Raw genomic sequence first — 15,265 nt, 5'->3', positions numbered from 1 at the left:
GATCACGCCGATTCACCTGGAAGGGTTCCGGCCCGTCCGGCAAGCCCCGCCGAGTCCAGGTACGCGGCGCTCGGTGAATAGCACGGGCAATCGACCGATGGCAACGACGGAACCGACACTCCGCGACTATGCGGCAAGTACCTTTCTGGGCAAGGCCGTCCCCCTGCTGGGAGGACGGCCGAGGTCCAGATACTGCCGAAATTCGAATCAGGCTCCCGGGTGCAGCCCGAGCCGGCCCGGCGACGGGTCGCCCTTGACCTCGCCGAAGTACAGGGCGAAGGTCTGCTTCCAGCGCTCGACCGCGGCGCGGTCGGCCATGAAGCGGGGGAAGCCGTCGAGGTTGCCGTTGGGGTACTGCCAGACGGGCTTCAGACCCGTCGGCGGGGTGACGTCGGTGCGGACCGACCAGCCGTTGAAGGCGGCCTGCTGCTGCTCGGTAGACAGCTGCCAGTTGAGGTAGAGCTTGGCCGCGGTCGGGTGCTTGGCCTGCTTCAGGATCGCGGCCCGCTGCCCCCAGGCCATGAACGGCGTCGCCGCGTCGGGGATCACCCACTTGACGGGCCCGGTGGCCAGGGGCGCGCCGGAGGCGCCGATGCCGATCGCCTTCTGCCCACTGGTGACGGCGTCTCTGGGGGTGTAGCTGCCACGAGCGAACTGCACGTCCTGGGCGGCCAGTCGGGCCAGCCAGTCCCAGCCGTACTTCTCCACGTAGAGCGTGTAGAGGTAGAGGGACGCGTCGTCGTCGTGCGGGTAGGAAGAGGCTATCTGCCCCTTCCACTTGGCGTCGACGAGGTCCAGTGGGCTGCGCGGTGCGTCCGAACCGACCGCCGCCGGACTGTACATGTAGCTGAAGGAGCTCACCATGACGGCGACCCAGGCTCCGTGCGGGTCCTTGAAGGGGGCGTACACCTTGGAGTAGCCGGCCGGCTTGTAGGCGAGCAGGCGGCCCTGCTGCTTCCAGCGCACGAAGTCCTGCACGGTCTGCAGCTGTACGACGTCGGGCACGAGCGTGTCGGTGGCGAACTGGTTGTCCACGCGGACGTCGTGGAACTTGCTGTAGTCGACGACGACCGTCAGGTCGATGTCCGGGAAGCGACTCTTGAAGCCGCTTCGGAGGCCGTCCGCCTGCGTCGAGACATCGCCGCCGGCGTAGATGACGAGCTTGCCGCCCTCGGCGAGAGCCGCCTGGTACAGCTCGTCGAGCGTCCTGGTTTCCTCGGCTCCTCCTGTTGAACCGAGGCCGGGGGACGCCGCGGCGGGCGAGGCGGTGGCGGCTAACGCGCCGAGGCCGAGAGCGGCACCCGCTCCGGTGGCGAGCAGGCGGCGTCGACTGGGGAGGTTGGTCATGTGGGGGAAAGACCTTTCTGAGCGAGAGGAAGAAAAAGGCACCGGTACAGCGGCGCCCGGGGGTGCTACGCGGCTCGGGCGGACCGAACAGCGGCTTCGGCCAGGACAGTTGCTACCTGGTCGGGATGGGACAGATGCGGTGAGTGCCCCGAGGGGATACGGACGCTGTGCGCGACCCGGGCGGCCCACTCCTCCTGGACGGCCGACGGCAGAGCCGGATCCTCGGTGGCCACGATGTAGGTGAGAGGAAGGCGAGTGGGGGGCGGCGCCGGGCGTCTGCGTAAAGACGCCTACACCCTGCCAGTTCAGTCGTTCGGCAGCGGACACGGGGAATCTCTTGCCGTGCGGTGGTGCGGGTGGGATGTCTAGGCGCTCATCGCCTCGCGCACGAGCGCGGTGTCGACGAACTGCTCGAAGCGCACGATGAGCCCACCGCGTACGACGAAGTGATGGGCGACGCGGACGGCGAGCGGCTTGCCGGTGGCCTTGTTGACGGCCGTGTAGCGGGCCAGGACGACGACGTTCTCGCCGTCGACGACATAGGTGTCGTCGTGGGCGGCCCAGCCGTCCCACTCCTTGGCGAGTTGCTCCATGACGTGGGAGGTGACGCCGTCGGGAGTGCGGTAGGTGCCCGCGAGCGGGAAACCGGCCATCTCGGTCCACTCCACGTCGGGGGCGAGGGTGGCGCGCAGGGCCTCCAGGTCACCGGCGGCGGAGGCCAGGTACTGACGGCGTACGACGTCGGCGGGGGCGATGGACGCGGCGAACTCGGTCATGGTCAGCCCCACTTCATCTCGCCCTTGGCGACCTTGGCACCGATCTGGGCGGCGATCAGCATGCCGTTGTCGGGGTAGCGTTCGACGAGCGCCTCGGTCAGTGCGGCGCCGTCGGCGGCCTTGCCGAGTTCCTCCTCGAAGGCGAGGAGGTAGTCGCGGGTGGCGGTGATGGCGGAGGCGTCGGCCGCCGTGCCGGGCAGGCGGTGGCCGGGGACGACCAACTCGGGCTGCAGAGCGGCCATTTCGTCGAGCAGGTCGATCCATGCGGCACGGTCGCCGGGGGTGGGAGTGTCGGCGACCCAGACGTGCTCCTGCTGGAAGAGCAGGACGCCGCCGAGGAGCGCGCGCTGATCGGCCTGCCACAGGTAGTGGCGGTCAGGCAGTCCGGCCGAGCCGCCCTTGAGCTCGAAGCGGCGGCCCTCAAGGGTGAGGTCGCCGGTCAGCGGCTGGAGGTCGACCAGGCGGGTGGGGAGGTTCGGGCCGAGCGCGGCCCACGCCTTGAGCTTGCCCTCGTAGGAGTGCTGGATGTGCTCGATGACGATCGGGGTGGCGACGAAGACGGCTTCGGGGAAGGCGTCGGCGAGGACCTCTGCGCCGAAGTAGAAGTCGGGGTCGCCGTGGCTGACGAAGACGGTGGTCAGCGTCTTGCCCGAGTCGAGGATCTCGGCGGCCAGCCGGTGGCCGTCGGCGCGGGTGAAGCCGGCGTCCACCAGCAGGGCTTCGTTCTCGCCGGTGACGAGGGTGGCGGTCTTGTTCTTGCTGCCGGCAGGGAAGTCCAGGTCGAGGACCTTGAAGTCGAGCGTGCTCATGGGGAGCCTCCTTGAGGGGTGGGGTAGAAGAAGGAAGTCAGGCGGTAGCCAGGGCCGCGAGCCGCTGGTCGACCTTGTCGGCGGTGGCGTGGCCATGGGCCAGGGGAGTGATGGCATTGCCGTCCATCGCCAGCAAGGTGGGGAAGCCGGTGACGCCCAGTTCGGCCGCGCGGTGGAAGTCGTCCGCTGCCGTGTACGGCGCCTCGGGGCCCTGGAAGGCGGAGACCACGGAGTCGGCGTCGAGCCCGGCCGCCTGGGCGACCGCGCGGTAGGTGGCCGCCTCCGACAGGCTGAGGCCGTCGACGTAGAAGGCGTGCTGGAGGGCCACGGCGAGTTCCGGCGCCCGGTCGGGGGCAGCCTGGCGCAGGGCCGCGACACCGCGGGCGGCGGCCTCGGAGTCCATCACGAACGAGCCGTCGGCGATCAGCCGCTCGTACGCCTCCCCGAACTCGGCGCCGGTCAGCTCGGCGATCTGGGCGTTCGCGCCCTGGACGTAGCCGAACTCGCGGATCGGCACCCGGCGCGGCCCGGTGAACAGACCGCCGGAGATCACCTCGACCGGCAGCCCGGGGTGGCGGGCGACGACCTCGCGCAGGGTGCCGGAGAACCCGTGCGACCAGCCGCAGTAGGCGTCGAAGACGTAGACGAGCTTCATCGAGGACCTCGGCAGGGATGCGCGCCCGCCGGTTGCGAGCGATTCACCTGACACAACAGTAGCTGACGCGTCAGATATTTCTTGACTCGTGTGAACTGGAACACACCCGCGCGGCCAACGCCATGAGATCAACACTGCCGCCGGTCCGCAGGTCAGGGCAGCCGGGGCAGCACATCCCGAGCCGTATGACTGAGGATCCGGAGATCCTCGGCGAACCGCTCGCGGTCCGCCGCGGGGAGCGGCTCCACGAAGTACCGCTTGATGTTCTCCAGGTGCACCAGAGACGCGCGTACGACCGTCTCCTCGCCCAGCGGGGTCAGCCGCACGAGCTTCCCGCGCCGGTCGTCGGGGGATTCCGCGCGCGTCACGAGACCCGCTGTCTCCATGCGATCCACCAGCCGGGTGGCGCCGCCGGTGGTCAGGACCTGCTCCTGGGCGATGGCCCGCATCGAGAGCCCCGGCTCGCCCGCCCGCCCGAGGATCAGCAGCACCTCGAAGACCAGATGGCTGATGCCGCACTCCACCTCGAGCGCCCGGCCGAGGATGTACTCCAGCCGGTTGGCCGCCCCCTGCAGCCGTCCGAACGCCAGGATGAGCGCATGGTCGGCGGCCTCCTGCGCAGTCCTGATCTCCGCTTCCTCGCCCACGGCCGCGCCGCCCCTCTCGTCGTCCCGGTACCACCGTACCGATCATCTCGGCTCGACCAGTCGAGCGGCGGCAGCAGCCTCATCGTTCGGGCTGACCAGCGAGCTCACCGTGTCCAACGGTCTGGACACAACGAACTTCGCGACGCCCCTCCCCCATCATTCGCCCAGCAGGCGGTGCAGCCAGCGCAGGCGGGCGGTGCGGGCATCCACGGACAGCGCGGCCTGCGGCACGAGACCGTCGAACCCGTGACAGCCGCCCGGCCATACGTGGAGTTCGGCGCTCCCGCCCGCCTGCCAGATCCGGGAGGCGTAGGTGACGTCCTCGTCGCGGAAGGTCTCCGCGGAGCCGACGTCGACGAAGGCCGGGGGCAGGCCGGAGAGGTCGTCGGCGCGGGCCGGGGCGGCATAGGGCGAGACGTCGTCGGTGCCGCGTGCCTCACCCAGCAGCGCGTTCCAGCCGGTTTCGTTGGCGGTGCGGTCCCATACGCCCAGGCCGGCCATCTGGTGGGCGGAGGGTGTGTCGTTACGGTCGTCGAGCATGGGGCACATGAGCAGCTGGCCGATGGCGCGCGGCCCTTGGCGGTCGCGTGCGAGAAGTGCGAGCGCCGCAGCGAGCCCGCCGCCCGCGCTGCCCCCTGCCAGGATGATGCGGTCCGGGTCGCCACCGATCTCCTTGGCGTGTTCCGCCGTCCACAGCAGTCCGGCGTAGCAGTCCTCCACCGGGGCCGGGTACGGGTGCTCCGGGGCGAACCGGTACTCCACGGACACCACCACCAGGCCCAGTTCCTCGGCCCAGTCGAGTGGGAGTCCCAGCCGGTTGGTGCCCACGACCATGCCGCCGGGGTGCGTGAAGTAGACGATCGGGCGTAGGTCCGGCGCGTCGGTGGGGCGGCAGATCAGCAGCGACACGTCCGGTGCGCCCGGCGGGCCGGGCACCGACCGCTCCTGTACCTCGAAGAGTCCTCCGCGGCTCAGTTCGTCGTCCGTCATGAGGGCGAGCAGGTCGTTGATCCGCTCTCGCGCCGCGGGGATGTCGTCCGGGGTGGCCGTGGTCGGCGCCTGGTCGCCGAGTTCCACGAGTGCGGCGGCCAGCTCCGGGTCGAAGGGCGGAGGGGGCATGGTCATCGGAACCTCCTTGCAGATGGAGCAGATGAAAGCGAGGCGGCTTCACGGAACCGTGCCGCTGGGGAGATCTGTTCGTCGAGCGCCGGCCGCAAGCGGAGCACGGTGCCCACCAAGGCGAACAGGGATGGGATGGGGATCGGGCAGCGCTGCGGTGTACCGCTGGGCAGACCACACCTGAAGCACCCGTGACACACGGCCGGTGAGCCGATCAGGCGGATTCCCGGACCTGGACCCGAAGCGGATCCTGGATGGGGCCGGCGGGAACCTCCTTCCCGTCCAGGGTGTCGACGATACGGCGGGCCAGACCCCGCGCGATGGCGTCGGTGTCGCGGACGACCGAGGTCAGCGGTGGCTGGGCCAGAGCCGCGCCCGGGATGTCGTCGACGCCGACCACGGCGAGGTCCTGTGGGGCGCGCAGCCCGAGGGACCGCAGGGCGGCCAGCACGGCCATCGCGATCTCGTCATTGAACGCGCAGATACCGGTAACCGGTGGGTCGGCGGCGAGCCATGCCTTCACGGCTTCGGCGGCACCGCTCGGCTCCAGAGGCACGGTTCGGGCGTCCGGCTCCGGAAGGCCGAGTTCGGCGCAGATCTTGCGGACGCCGTCCAGGCGCGACCGGGCCAGGGCGCCGAGTCTTGTCAGATCCGGACAGGCATAACCGAGCCGGCTGTGCTTGTCGACGAGGTGGCGGGCCTGCACGGCGCCGATCGGTTCCTCGGACACCAAGGGCGGCCGAGGTTCTCCCCGCACCGAGCCGTGCACCGCCATGACGACCTCGATGCCCACCGCCCGCATGGCGTCGGCCTCGGACTCGGGGAACTCCTCCAGGGCCAGCACCGCCGCAGGCGTCACCGCCTTCCAGATCTCCCGCAATGGTCGGGCGGGGGGAGCCGACGAGTGCACCAGGAAGGTGAGCTCGTGTTCGGCGAAGGCACTGGTCAGCTGCTGGATGAGGCGTCCCAGGACATGCTCGATCGGCCAGTTGGGCAGCAGGCCGAGCACGACGTTCGAACGCCCCGTCCGCAGCGTGCGCGCCGCGGCCGACGGCGAATAGCCGAGCCGGGCGGCCGCCTCCCACACCCGACGGCGCGTCGCGTCGGCGATCTTCTGGTGCGGGGTGTCGTTGAGGACATAGCTCACCGTCGCGCGCGAGACTCCGGCCTCTCGCGCGACGTCCGCGCTGGTCACCCGCCTGCCGCTGGACGTCCCGGTCATGCATCCCACCCTCTGACAGACCTCTTGTCAAAGCCCACGACTGCGGGCTAGCTTACGCACTCAGTCAACCTACACGTTTAAGTGGCGCGATTCAGTAACTCTCCGTTTCGAGAGCCGCTGGCGCCGGCCGGGCGCCGCCTTCTCAGGTCCCCCACCGTCCCCCTCCCCGGTATTCAACGAAGAGGACCCATGCCTGACCTGAAAACCACCGCCAGCAACCCCTGGAAGACCGCGGTCCTCGCCGGCATGGCCTCCTACCTGGACGCCGCGGCCCTGGTGACGTCGGGAATCGCGATCGGCGGTTACTACGCCGCCCCGCAGACGACCGGAAAGGCCACTCTGTGATCCGCTCGCACGACCTCCAGCACAACGGCCTGACGCTGCGCTCCACGCTGCACATCCCCGAAGGGCCACCCGGAACCCGCTGGCCCACCGCGGTGTTCGTCCACGGCTTCACCTCCAACCGTCTCGAACTGCCGAACTTCGTCGCCATGTCCCGGCTGCTGGAAGCCAACGGCATCGCCTCGGTCCGGTTCGACCTGTCGGGCCACGGTGAGAGCGACGGCGACTTCTTCGACGTGACCATCGCGGGCGAGATCGCCGAGACCCGCGCGGTCCTGCAAACGGTCCGGACCCTCGACTTCGTCGCCCCCGACCGTATCGGCCTGGTCGGTATGAGCATGGGCGGCGTGGTCGCCGGCATCGTGGCCGCCGAGGAGCCCGGGATCAGCGCGCTGTGTCTGTGGTCTCCGGCCGCCGTCGCCCCCTCCGAGATCGGCAGCGGCCATCTCAAGGGCCGCAGCCTGGCGGCGGAGATCGAGGAGAAGGGCTACTTCGACGCCGACGGGCACCGGATGAGCCCCGCTCTCGTCGAGGACATCGCCGGTCTCGACGTCTACGGGCGGTCCGGCGCGTACACCGGCCCGGTCCACATCCTGCACGGCGACAAAGACGACATCGGGCCCCTGGAGTACGTGCGCCGCTACCTGGACCACTACGACGGCAACGCGCACCTCGAGATCGTCGAAGGCGCGGACCACGCCTGGGGAACCGTCCCCCACCGCACCACGCTGCACCAGTCCACGCTGCGATTCCTCCGAAGGCACCTCCAACTATGAACACGTCGAGCATCGAGGCACTCCGCGAGACGGATGCCACAACGACGGTCATCGGGCTGCACACCGCGGACGACTCCGGTCTCGTGGCCACCCCGTCTCCTGAACCCCGTCTGTCGTGGTCGCTGGCGAGCGCAAGACCGGGCGTCCTGCAGCACGCCTACGAGATCCAGGTGTCAGCCGACCGGTCCTTCAGCGACGCGGCGCCCAGCGGAGAGGTCGAGTCCGACCTGGTGACCGACCACCCGTGGCCGGCGCCTCCGCTGCGCAGCCGCGAGGTCCGGTACTGGCGCGTCCGTGTCCGCACCGACCTCGGATGGACGGAATGGAGCGAACCCGCCCGCGTGGAGGCCGCGCTGCTCGACGACGAGGACTGGACGGCCCGTCCCGTCCATGTCCCCAGTGACCGGGGCCGTACCTCCCCCGGCCCCGTGCCGCTGCTCCGCCGGGAGTTCCACCTCCCGGCGGAGCCGGTATCCGCGCGCCTGTACGTGACCTCACTGGGCGTCCACTGCACCGCGGTCAACGGCCGTCCCGTCTCCGACGAACTGCTGGAACCGGGCTGGACCAGCTACCCCAACCGGCTGCTCTACGCCACCTACGACGTCACCGGCCTGCTCGCCCCCGGCCACAACGCCATCTCTGCCGCGGTCGGTGACGGCTGGTACCGCGGCCACCTCACCTGGCACAAGAACCGCTCCGTACGGAACGGCATCCGTCGCCTGGTCGATCAGCGGCGGCACCCTCACGGTGGACGCCGTACTGCCACCTGGCATCACCGGACGGTTCCTGCCACCCGAGGGCTGGCACTCCACACAGGCCACCAGCCGGCTCGGATCTGGAAGCCACCACCTGATCCTGCGCCCCGGCACCAGTCCCTGAACTCCACCGTCACCCAAGGAACCGCACCATGGCGATCAGCCACGATCACGGCGCAGCCGAGCTGAGCCTCGACGAGAAGACCACACTGCTCTCGGGCCGGGACATGTGGAACACCAAGCCCGCCGAACGGGCGGGAATTCCCTCACTCGTACTGAGCGACGGTCCGCACGGCGTCCGGCGCCAGCGCGAGGACGCCGACAACCTCGGCCTCTACGACAGTTATCCGGCGACCTGTTTCCCGCCCGCGGTCGCGCTGGCCGCCGGCTGGGACCCGGAACTGATCGGCCGGGTGGGAGAGGCGCTCGGCCGCGAGGCCCGGGCGCTCGGTGTGGACGTACTGCTGGGCCCCGGCGTCAACATCAAGCGCTCGCCCCTGTGCGGCCGCAACTTCGAGTACTTCTCCGAGGACCCGTTGCTCAGCGGCGTACTGGGTGCGGCACATGTGGCCGGCGTGCAGAGCCAGGGTGTGGGCGCGTCGGTCAAGCACTTCGCGGCCAACAACCAGGAGACCGAACGGATGCGGGTCAGCGCCGACGTCGACGAGCGCACCCTGCGTGAGATCTACCTCCCGGCGTTCGAGCGGATCGTGGTCCAGGCCCGCCCGGCGACCGTCATGTGCGCCTACAACAAGGTCAACGGCACCTATGCCTCCGAGAGCCGGTGGCTGCTCACCCAGGTGCTCCGCGAGGAATGGGGCTTCGACGGCCTGGTGGTCTCCGACTGGGGCGCCGTCAACAACCGCGTCGCCGCGCTGCTCGCCGGCACCGACCTGGAAATGCCCGGCACCCATCGCCCCACCGACGCCGAGGTCGCCGCCGCGGTCCGCTCCGGAGAACTGGACGAGACCGTCGTCGACACCGCCATCGCCCGGCTGACCGGTCTGGCCGAAGGGGTCCACGCCCAGGCAGACCCCGTGACCGTGGACTTCGACGCGCACCACCGGCTGGCCCGCGAGGTCGCCGCCGACTGCCTGGTGCTGTTGAAGAACGACGAGCGGACCCTGCCCCTCGCTCCGACCGGCCGTATCGCCGTCATCGGCGAGTTCGCCGCGGCCCTGCGCTACCAAGGCGGCGGCAGCTCCCACGTCAACGCGACCCGCGTCGACAGCCCCCTGGAGGAGCTGCGTGCCCTGCTGCCCGACGCCCAGGTCGACTTCGCGCAAGGCCATGACACCAAGGGGCATGCGGACGCCGGGCAGCTCCGCGAGGAGGCCGTCGCACTCGCGGGCCGAACAGACACCGCCGTACTCCTGATCGGCCTGCGCGAGGCCGACGAGTCCGAGGGTTTCGATCGCGAGCACCTCCAACTGCCCGCCGATCAGCTGGAGTTGGTTCGAGCCGTGGCCCAGGTGGCCCGACGTACGGTCGTCGTGCTCCTCAACGGTGGCGTGGTGAGCCTGGAGGGCCGGCACGACGAGGTGGACGCCGTACTGGAGGCGTGGCTGCCCGGCCAGGCGGGCGGCGGCGCGATCGCCGACGTGCTGACTGGCCGGGTCAATCCGTCAGGGCGGCTCGCCGAGACCATCCCGATCCGGCTGGGCGACACCCCGTCCTTCCTGAACTTCCCCGGCGAACAGGGGCACGTGCGGTACGGCGAGGGCGTCATGGTCGGCTACCGCTACTACGAGACCGCCGGCGTCGCCGTCCGCCACCCGTTCGGCCACGGCCTGAGCTATACCTCCTTCGAACAGACCGGCTTCCGTGTCACCCCCACCGGCCCGGACACCGCCACCGCCAGTGTCACGGTCACCAACACCGGCGACCGCTTCGGCAAACACGTGGTGCAGGTTTACGTCGCCGCGCCCGAGCGCCCCGTCAGCAGCCCGGCACGGGAACTGCGCGGCTTCGCCAAGGTGGCCCTCGCCCCGGGCGAGAGCACCACCGTCGAGATCGACCTCGACCGCCGCGCCTTCGCCTACTGGGACATCACCCGCGACGACTGGACCGTCGCCGCCGGGCAGTACCAGGTGCAACTCGCCGACAACGCCCACGACGTCGTGGCCACCGCCGACCTCGGCCTGGCGGGTGACAACCTGCTGCGGCCGCTCACCCTCGACTCCACCGTCAGCGAGTGGTTCGGCCACCCGACCGTCGGCCCTGCCCTGAGGGAGGCGATGACGTCCGAGCATCCCCAGGAACAAACCGATGCGGATGCGGAAGGGAACCCTGACGCACTGCTCATCCTGTCGTCCATGGCGCTGCGCCAGTTCCTCGGGTTCCTCCCCCGACCGATTCCGGACGAGGTGCTGGAGCGGCTCATGAAGATGAGCGAGGCGCACCCGGAGGCTGCCGGTACCTGATCCCCTGCTCCCGTTCGTGGTGGCCGGCCTCACCGACCGCGACCCGCTGTGCCCTGACACACAGCGGGCCGCTCCGAATTGACTCCCCTCCGATCGCCGTCAGCAGCAGCGCGCCGCTTCACCGCAGGGCGTCGGCGAAGAAGTCGAGTGATCGGTCCACCTCGGTGAGAGCCGGGGTCCGGTTGAGGTGACCGTGCGGCATACCGGCGGCCAGGTAGGTGCTGACCTTGACCTGCGATGCGGTCAGCTGCCGCGCCAGGAGTTCGGCCGACGGCCGGAGGTCGTCGTATTCGGAGATGAGCAGGTGAGCCGGCGGGAGGCCATGCAGCGGAGCCGCGCCGGGCAGTGCGTCGCGCGGGAGATCGGTGAGCCGCCCGACGTAGTTCTGCACCATGAACTCGATGTCGGTCGCCGAGAATCGCATCGTCGGTGGGAGTGCCGTCATTTCGGCGGCCGTGACGTTGTCCAGAGCAGGGACGGGGAAGTGCGCGAACGGGTAGGCGAGCAGGAGGAGATCGGCCGGCTGCAGTGCCTCGTCGCGGTCCCGGAGGGCTGTGGCGAGCGCCAGGGCCGCGCCCGCGCTCGCCCCGCCGAGGGCGACAAGGTCGGCGTCGGCGGCCAGTTCGGTCCTGAGCCACCGCCAGGCGGCGCACACGTCGTCCAGCGGAACCGGGTAGTGGACCTCATCCGTGGCCAGCCGGTAGTCGACGGAGACCACCACCGCCTCGGCCCGCGCCGCCAGTTCGGCCGCGACGACGTGTGCTTCGGGCATGTCGAGGTCGCCGCCGAGGAAGCCGCCGCCGTGCGCCCACAGGACGGCCGCCGAGCCGGGGCGCCTCGGAGTGTACGTCCGCACCGGCACCGGGCCATGAGGACCGGCGATATCGCGGTTCTCGACCACGACGTCGGGCTGTGCCCATTCCGTCGGATCCTGCGCGAACTCCAGGAACCGCGACAGAGCGTCCGGGTCGGCGAGATCGGCGAACGTGATGCCGGCGAGGAGATGCAGTCGCTCGGCGAGATAAGGGTCGAGGGGCATGAGGGCCGCCTTCCGTGACGTCTGGACAGGGGCAGCAGTGGTGATGACGGCGTGCGGGTCGGTCGCTTCCGGCCCGTCCGGCATTTCAGCCCGGCTGGGGGCACCCCCTCCGAGGGCGTGCCTGCGGGTACGCCGAAGCCGCGCGGTGGCCGACAGCGGACGGATCGCCGGCGATATCTGCGGCGGGCCTCGGCCATGACGGCTCAGGCCGTCACGCCGACTCGCGGACCTCGAGCCGGATGCGTGGCTCCACCTGGTTGCTGGTGGCCGGTGCGCCGTCGAGCGCGGCCCTCACCGCGTTCGCGTACAGCTCGGCGATACCGGGGAGGTCCTGGACGACGCTGGTCAGGGGTGGGTAGGACACCGCTGCGGCAGGGCTGTCGTCGACGCCGATCACCGCCATGTCCCGGGGGGCTTCGAGGCCGAGGCGGCGCAGACCGGCCAGCACGCTCATGGCCACGTCGTCGTTGAACGCGCAGATGCCAGTCACTTGGGGGTCGGCGGCGAGCCAGGACCGGACGGCGTCGGCGGCAGCGTCCGCTGTCAGCGGGACGGTCCGGACGTCGGGTTCGGGCAGTCCCAGCTCGGCACAGACTTTGCGGACGCCGTCGGCGCGCGGCCCGGCGAAGACGGCGACCCGCTCGTCGTCGGGGTACGCGTATCCCAGTCGCCGGTGCGAGGCGGCCAGATGGCGGGCCTGTGCGGCACCGACCGCGTTCGCACTGGTGATGTTCTCGTCCGATCCGAAGCCCTTGTCGTCGTACAGGGCGACGATCACCTCGATGCCCGCGGCCCGCATCGCCGTCGCATCGGAATCGGAGAACGGTTCGAAGGACAGCACGGCGGCCGGCGTGATGGCTTTCCAGATCTCGCTCAGCGAGCGAGCGCCCCGGATGCCGGAATGGACGACGAAGGCGAGATTGTGCTTCGCGAACGCAAGCGTGAGCTCCTGGACGAGTTGCCCGGCCGCGTAGCCGAGGGGCCAGTCGGGCAGCAGGCCGAGCACCACGTCGGAACGCCCGTATCGGAGGGTTCGCGCCGCGGCCGACGGGGCGTAGCCGAGCTTTTCGGCCGCTGTCAGCACCCGCTGCCGTGTCGCTTCGGTGATCTTCTGATGCTGTGTGTTGTTGAGCACGAAGCTCACCGTGGCCCGCGAGACTCCGGCCTCACGGGCCACGTCCGCACTCGTCACTCTCCCGCTTCGCGGTGCCATCGACGACCACCTTCCACGAACCTCTTGCGCAACGCAGGAGACACGGTTAATTTACGGACACCCACTCACTATAACGTGTTAGCGACACGTTATAGCTACTCCAAGTAGCGATGATGCGAGGTTGCGCGATGAGACGCTGACTCATCCGATCGCCGACATTGAAACAGACGGCCTGCGGGCCCCACGGGACGGAGTGATCCTCCACGTACGTGGGCCCGCTCCGTCCGACAATGATCCGCTGGATGCCACGACAACCCGACGGCAGGTCGACCGCGACAGCCGATCGGCACCGCTCGGGCGAGTGCCCGGGCACTCATGGCCACGGCGAATTCCGACCACTCCTCTGCCGCCTTCACCTGTCGCCCCGGTCAGGCGTACAAATACCGGTCCGGCTCGGTGTGACCGCTCACCCCGTTTCCGCCCGGTCACCGGATCAGCATCACCCTCCGTTTCAGCGGCTTCCTCCGCTGAGCCCTTTCCTGAACACTCGCAAATCCCCCCTCCAGGCCGTCCGCCTCGGTGGCCCTCCGCAAGCCGTGTGACCCGCTCCTCCCTCGATTTTTCCGGCCCCTTAATCGGAGACCCTCAATGAAGAGAAGAACCGCACTCCAGGCCTCGATCGGCGTCGTGGTATCGCTCACGCTCGCCGCCTGCGGCGGAGGAGAGACCAGCGGCGGCAACGCCGGCCCGGCGAACCTGACCATCGCCCTGTCCTCGGCGCCCAACAGCCTGGACCCCGCCCAGATCGCCGTCGGGCCCTTCCTCAACTACATGGATCCCGCCTACGCGACGCTGCTGACCCGCAAGGCCGACGGCACCCTGGGGGCCGGGCTGGCCGACAAGTGGGGCTACGTCGGCGAAGGGAACACCAAGTTCGAGCTCCACCTGCGCAAGGGCGTGAAGTTCGCCGACGGCACGCCGATCACCGCCACCGACGTAGTCAACTCGATCAAGTACTTCCAGAAGGGCAGCGGACCCGGAGGCGCCTGGTTCCGTCCCCTGACCTTCTCCACGCCGGACACTTCGACCGTGGTGATCAGCAGCCCGACGCCGAACCCGGACATGGGGGCGCTGTTCACCCCCGCGTTCCTGGGCGGCGCCATCATCAGCCCGGCGGGGCTGAAGAACCCGAAGAAGCTGGCCTCCGCGACCTTCGGCGCCGGGCCGTACGTGTACAGCGCCAAGGAGTCGGTCTCCGGTGATCACTACGTCTACGTGCCGAACAAGAACTTCTACGACCAGTCCGCCGTCCACTTCAAGAAGATCACTGTCCGGGTGATGCCGAACGTCAACTCGCAGGCGCAGGCCCTGAAGTCCGGGCAGATCGACCTCATGTTCGGCACTCCGGACGTGGCGCCGACGCTCGCCGGCGACAAGTCGATCACCACGGTCAAGAAGCCCACCACCTGGGCGGGTCTGTTCCTCATGGACCGCGAGGGCACCGTCGTCAAGGGACTGGGCGATGAGCGGGTCCGGCAGGCGCTGAACCACGCCATCGACCGTGCCGCCATCACGAAGGCGGTCTACGGCGACTTCGGCGCACCGGTCTCTCAGCCCGCGATGCCCGGTTACGACGGCTACAGCCCCGCGGCCGAGAAGATGTACCCCTACGACCCGGCCAAGGCCAAGAAGTTGCTGAAGGCTGCGGGATACGAGAAGGGACTGACCATCCCGGTGAACTACGGGTCGTTCGACCCCTCGACGACCAAGATGGTCCAGGCCGTGCAGGACCAGCTCGGCAAGGTGGGTGTGACCCTCAAGCTGAAGGCCGCCGCGAACTTCGGTGGCTGGATCAACGACCTGCTGACGAAGAAGTACGCGGCCACCGTGCTCTCGCCGGGCTCGGGTGGCGACACCAACTTCTACGCACAGCAGGCGCCGTTCACCAAGACGGGCCTCATGAACCTCTTCGGCGTGGCCGACCCGGACTTCGATGCCGCGTACGCCAAGCTCGCCAAGGCGGACCCGCAGTCCAGCGGCGCGGCGGCGAAGGATCTCACCGATGTGATCGTGCGGAAGGCGCTCGCCCTGCCGGTGTCCGGTACCGACACGATCGTCATGCACAACAGCAAGCTGCACGGGGTGCAGTTCCCGGAGGGCGGCGCCCAGCTGACCTCGAACACCATGTGGACCACCGGCTGA

At 69.6% G+C, this 15,265-nt stretch carries 15 protein-coding genes; 5 read left to right on the top strand and 10 right to left on the bottom strand.

Features of this window, described 5'->3' with window-relative positions; genetic code table 11:
• Positions 1–207 precede the first annotated feature (207 nt).
• The 8 genes from ACYVO6_RS44155 to ACYVO6_RS44120 all read right to left on the bottom strand — a co-directional run bounded on the left by ACYVO6_RS44155 (position 208) and on the right by ACYVO6_RS44120 (position 6,575).
• A complete protein-coding gene (locus ACYVO6_RS44155; RefSeq protein ID WP_461071723.1) occupies positions 208–1,347 on the bottom strand; it encodes an ABC transporter substrate-binding protein in 1,140 nt (379 codons plus the stop codon).
• A gap of 65 nt (positions 1,348–1,412) precedes the next feature.
• Positions 1,413–1,580 carry a hypothetical protein gene (locus ACYVO6_RS44150; RefSeq protein WP_461071721.1) on the bottom strand — a complete coding sequence of 56 codons (168 nt, stop codon included), beginning with the start codon at positions 1,578–1,580 and terminating at the stop codon, positions 1,413–1,415.
• A 132-nt stretch (positions 1,581–1,712) separates the two neighbouring features.
• Entirely contained in the window at positions 1,713–2,123 is a 411-nt protein-coding gene (locus ACYVO6_RS44145) for a nuclear transport factor 2 family protein (RefSeq protein WP_461071719.1), read from the bottom strand.
• Positions 2,124–2,125: 2 nt separating this feature from the next.
• Complete coding sequence (locus ACYVO6_RS44140) at positions 2,126–2,932, bottom strand: MBL fold metallo-hydrolase (RefSeq protein WP_461071717.1); 807 nt, start codon at positions 2,930–2,932, stop codon at positions 2,126–2,128.
• A gap of 37 nt (positions 2,933–2,969) precedes the next feature.
• A complete protein-coding gene (locus ACYVO6_RS44135) occupies positions 2,970–3,587 on the bottom strand; it encodes a DsbA family protein (protein ID WP_461071715.1) in 618 nt (205 codons plus the stop codon).
• Positions 3,588–3,739: 152 nt separating this feature from the next.
• Positions 3,740–4,234 carry a MarR family winged helix-turn-helix transcriptional regulator gene (locus tag ACYVO6_RS44130; protein WP_461071713.1) on the bottom strand — a complete coding sequence of 165 codons (495 nt, stop codon included), beginning with the start codon at positions 4,232–4,234 and terminating at the stop codon, positions 3,740–3,742.
• A 156-nt stretch (positions 4,235–4,390) separates the two neighbouring features.
• On the bottom strand, positions 4,391–5,359 hold the full coding sequence (locus tag ACYVO6_RS44125) for an alpha/beta hydrolase (RefSeq protein WP_461071711.1): 969 nt from the start codon (positions 5,357–5,359) through the stop codon (positions 4,391–4,393).
• 208 nt (positions 5,360–5,567) lie between these two features.
• Positions 5,568–6,575 carry a LacI family DNA-binding transcriptional regulator gene (locus tag ACYVO6_RS44120; protein ID WP_461071709.1) on the bottom strand — a complete coding sequence of 336 codons (1,008 nt, stop codon included), beginning with the start codon at positions 6,573–6,575 and terminating at the stop codon, positions 5,568–5,570.
• 189 nt (positions 6,576–6,764) lie between these two features.
• Here ACYVO6_RS44120 and ACYVO6_RS44115 point away from each other — a divergent pair, with 189 nt between their 5' ends.
• Genes ACYVO6_RS44115 through ACYVO6_RS44100 form a run of 4 tightly spaced genes read left to right on the top strand, consistent with a single transcriptional unit; the run spans position 6,765 to position 10,871 of the window.
• Positions 6,765–6,920: a hypothetical protein gene (locus tag ACYVO6_RS44115; RefSeq protein WP_461071707.1), complete on the top strand. Its 156-nt coding sequence runs from the start codon at positions 6,765–6,767 to the stop codon at positions 6,918–6,920.
• Complete coding sequence (locus ACYVO6_RS44110) at positions 6,917–7,693, top strand: alpha/beta hydrolase (protein ID WP_461071705.1); 777 nt, start codon at positions 6,917–6,919, stop codon at positions 7,691–7,693. The genes ACYVO6_RS44115 and ACYVO6_RS44110 overlap by 4 nt, the downstream gene beginning before the upstream one ends.
• Complete coding sequence (locus ACYVO6_RS44105; RefSeq protein ID WP_461071703.1) at positions 7,690–8,637, top strand: alpha-L-rhamnosidase N-terminal domain-containing protein; 948 nt, start codon at positions 7,690–7,692, stop codon at positions 8,635–8,637. Before ACYVO6_RS44110 ends, ACYVO6_RS44105 begins: the two co-directional genes overlap by 4 nt.
• Entirely contained in the window at positions 8,601–10,871 is a 2,271-nt protein-coding gene (locus ACYVO6_RS44100) for a glycoside hydrolase family 3 C-terminal domain-containing protein (protein ID WP_461071701.1), read from the top strand. The genes ACYVO6_RS44105 and ACYVO6_RS44100 overlap by 37 nt, the downstream gene beginning before the upstream one ends.
• A 118-nt stretch (positions 10,872–10,989) precedes the next feature.
• On the opposite strand, the gene ACYVO6_RS44095 is transcribed toward ACYVO6_RS44100, so the two are convergent.
• Positions 10,990–11,910, bottom strand: a complete 921-nt coding sequence (locus ACYVO6_RS44095) for an alpha/beta hydrolase fold domain-containing protein (protein WP_461071699.1) — start codon at positions 11,908–11,910, stop codon at positions 10,990–10,992.
• 211 nt (positions 11,911–12,121) lie between these two features.
• Positions 12,122–13,123 carry a LacI family DNA-binding transcriptional regulator gene (locus ACYVO6_RS44090; protein WP_461071697.1) on the bottom strand — a complete coding sequence of 334 codons (1,002 nt, stop codon included), beginning with the start codon at positions 13,121–13,123 and terminating at the stop codon, positions 12,122–12,124.
• Between the two features lie 588 nt (positions 13,124–13,711).
• Between ACYVO6_RS44090 and ACYVO6_RS44085 the strand changes: the two genes are divergently transcribed.
• On the top strand, positions 13,712–15,265 hold the full coding sequence (locus ACYVO6_RS44085; RefSeq protein WP_461071695.1) for an ABC transporter substrate-binding protein: 1,554 nt from the start codon (positions 13,712–13,714) through the stop codon (positions 15,263–15,265).

Source organism: Streptomyces pseudoechinosporeus, assembly GCF_054783935.1.
This window is presented reverse-complemented; position numbering and strand designations above follow the sequence as displayed.

What these genes read in the sequence shown, in the direction of transcription:
- ACYVO6_RS44155 (WP_461071723.1), bottom strand. Translation starts at nt 1,347, where the DNA reads ATGACCAACCTCCCCAGTCGACGCCGCCTGCTCGCCACCGGAGCGGGT.
- ACYVO6_RS44145 (WP_461071719.1), bottom strand. Translation starts at nt 2,123, where the DNA reads ATGACCGAGTTCGCCGCGTCCATCGCCCCCGCCGACGTCGTACGCCGT.
- ACYVO6_RS44140 (WP_461071717.1), bottom strand. Translation starts at nt 2,932, where the DNA reads ATGAGCACGCTCGACTTCAAGGTCCTCGACCTGGACTTCCCTGCCGGC.
- ACYVO6_RS44135 (WP_461071715.1), bottom strand. Translation starts at nt 3,587, where the DNA reads ATGAAGCTCGTCTACGTCTTCGACGCCTACTGCGGCTGGTCGCACGGG.
- ACYVO6_RS44125 (WP_461071711.1), bottom strand. Translation starts at nt 5,359, where the DNA reads ATGACCATGCCCCCTCCGCCCTTCGACCCGGAGCTGGCCGCCGCACTC.
- ACYVO6_RS44120 (WP_461071709.1), bottom strand. Translation starts at nt 6,575, where the DNA reads ATGACCGGGACGTCCAGCGGCAGGCGGGTGACCAGCGCGGACGTCGCG.
- ACYVO6_RS44115 (WP_461071707.1), top strand. Translation starts at nt 6,765, where the DNA reads ATGCCTGACCTGAAAACCACCGCCAGCAACCCCTGGAAGACCGCGGTC.
- ACYVO6_RS44105 (WP_461071703.1), top strand. Translation starts at nt 7,690, where the DNA reads ATGAACACGTCGAGCATCGAGGCACTCCGCGAGACGGATGCCACAACG.
- ACYVO6_RS44100 (WP_461071701.1), top strand. Translation starts at nt 8,601, where the DNA reads ATGGCGATCAGCCACGATCACGGCGCAGCCGAGCTGAGCCTCGACGAG.
- ACYVO6_RS44095 (WP_461071699.1), bottom strand. Translation starts at nt 11,910, where the DNA reads ATGCCCCTCGACCCTTATCTCGCCGAGCGACTGCATCTCCTCGCCGGC.
- ACYVO6_RS44090 (WP_461071697.1), bottom strand. Translation starts at nt 13,123, where the DNA reads ATGGCACCGCGAAGCGGGAGAGTGACGAGTGCGGACGTGGCCCGTGAG.
- ACYVO6_RS44085 (WP_461071695.1), top strand. Translation starts at nt 13,712, where the DNA reads ATGAAGAGAAGAACCGCACTCCAGGCCTCGATCGGCGTCGTGGTATCG.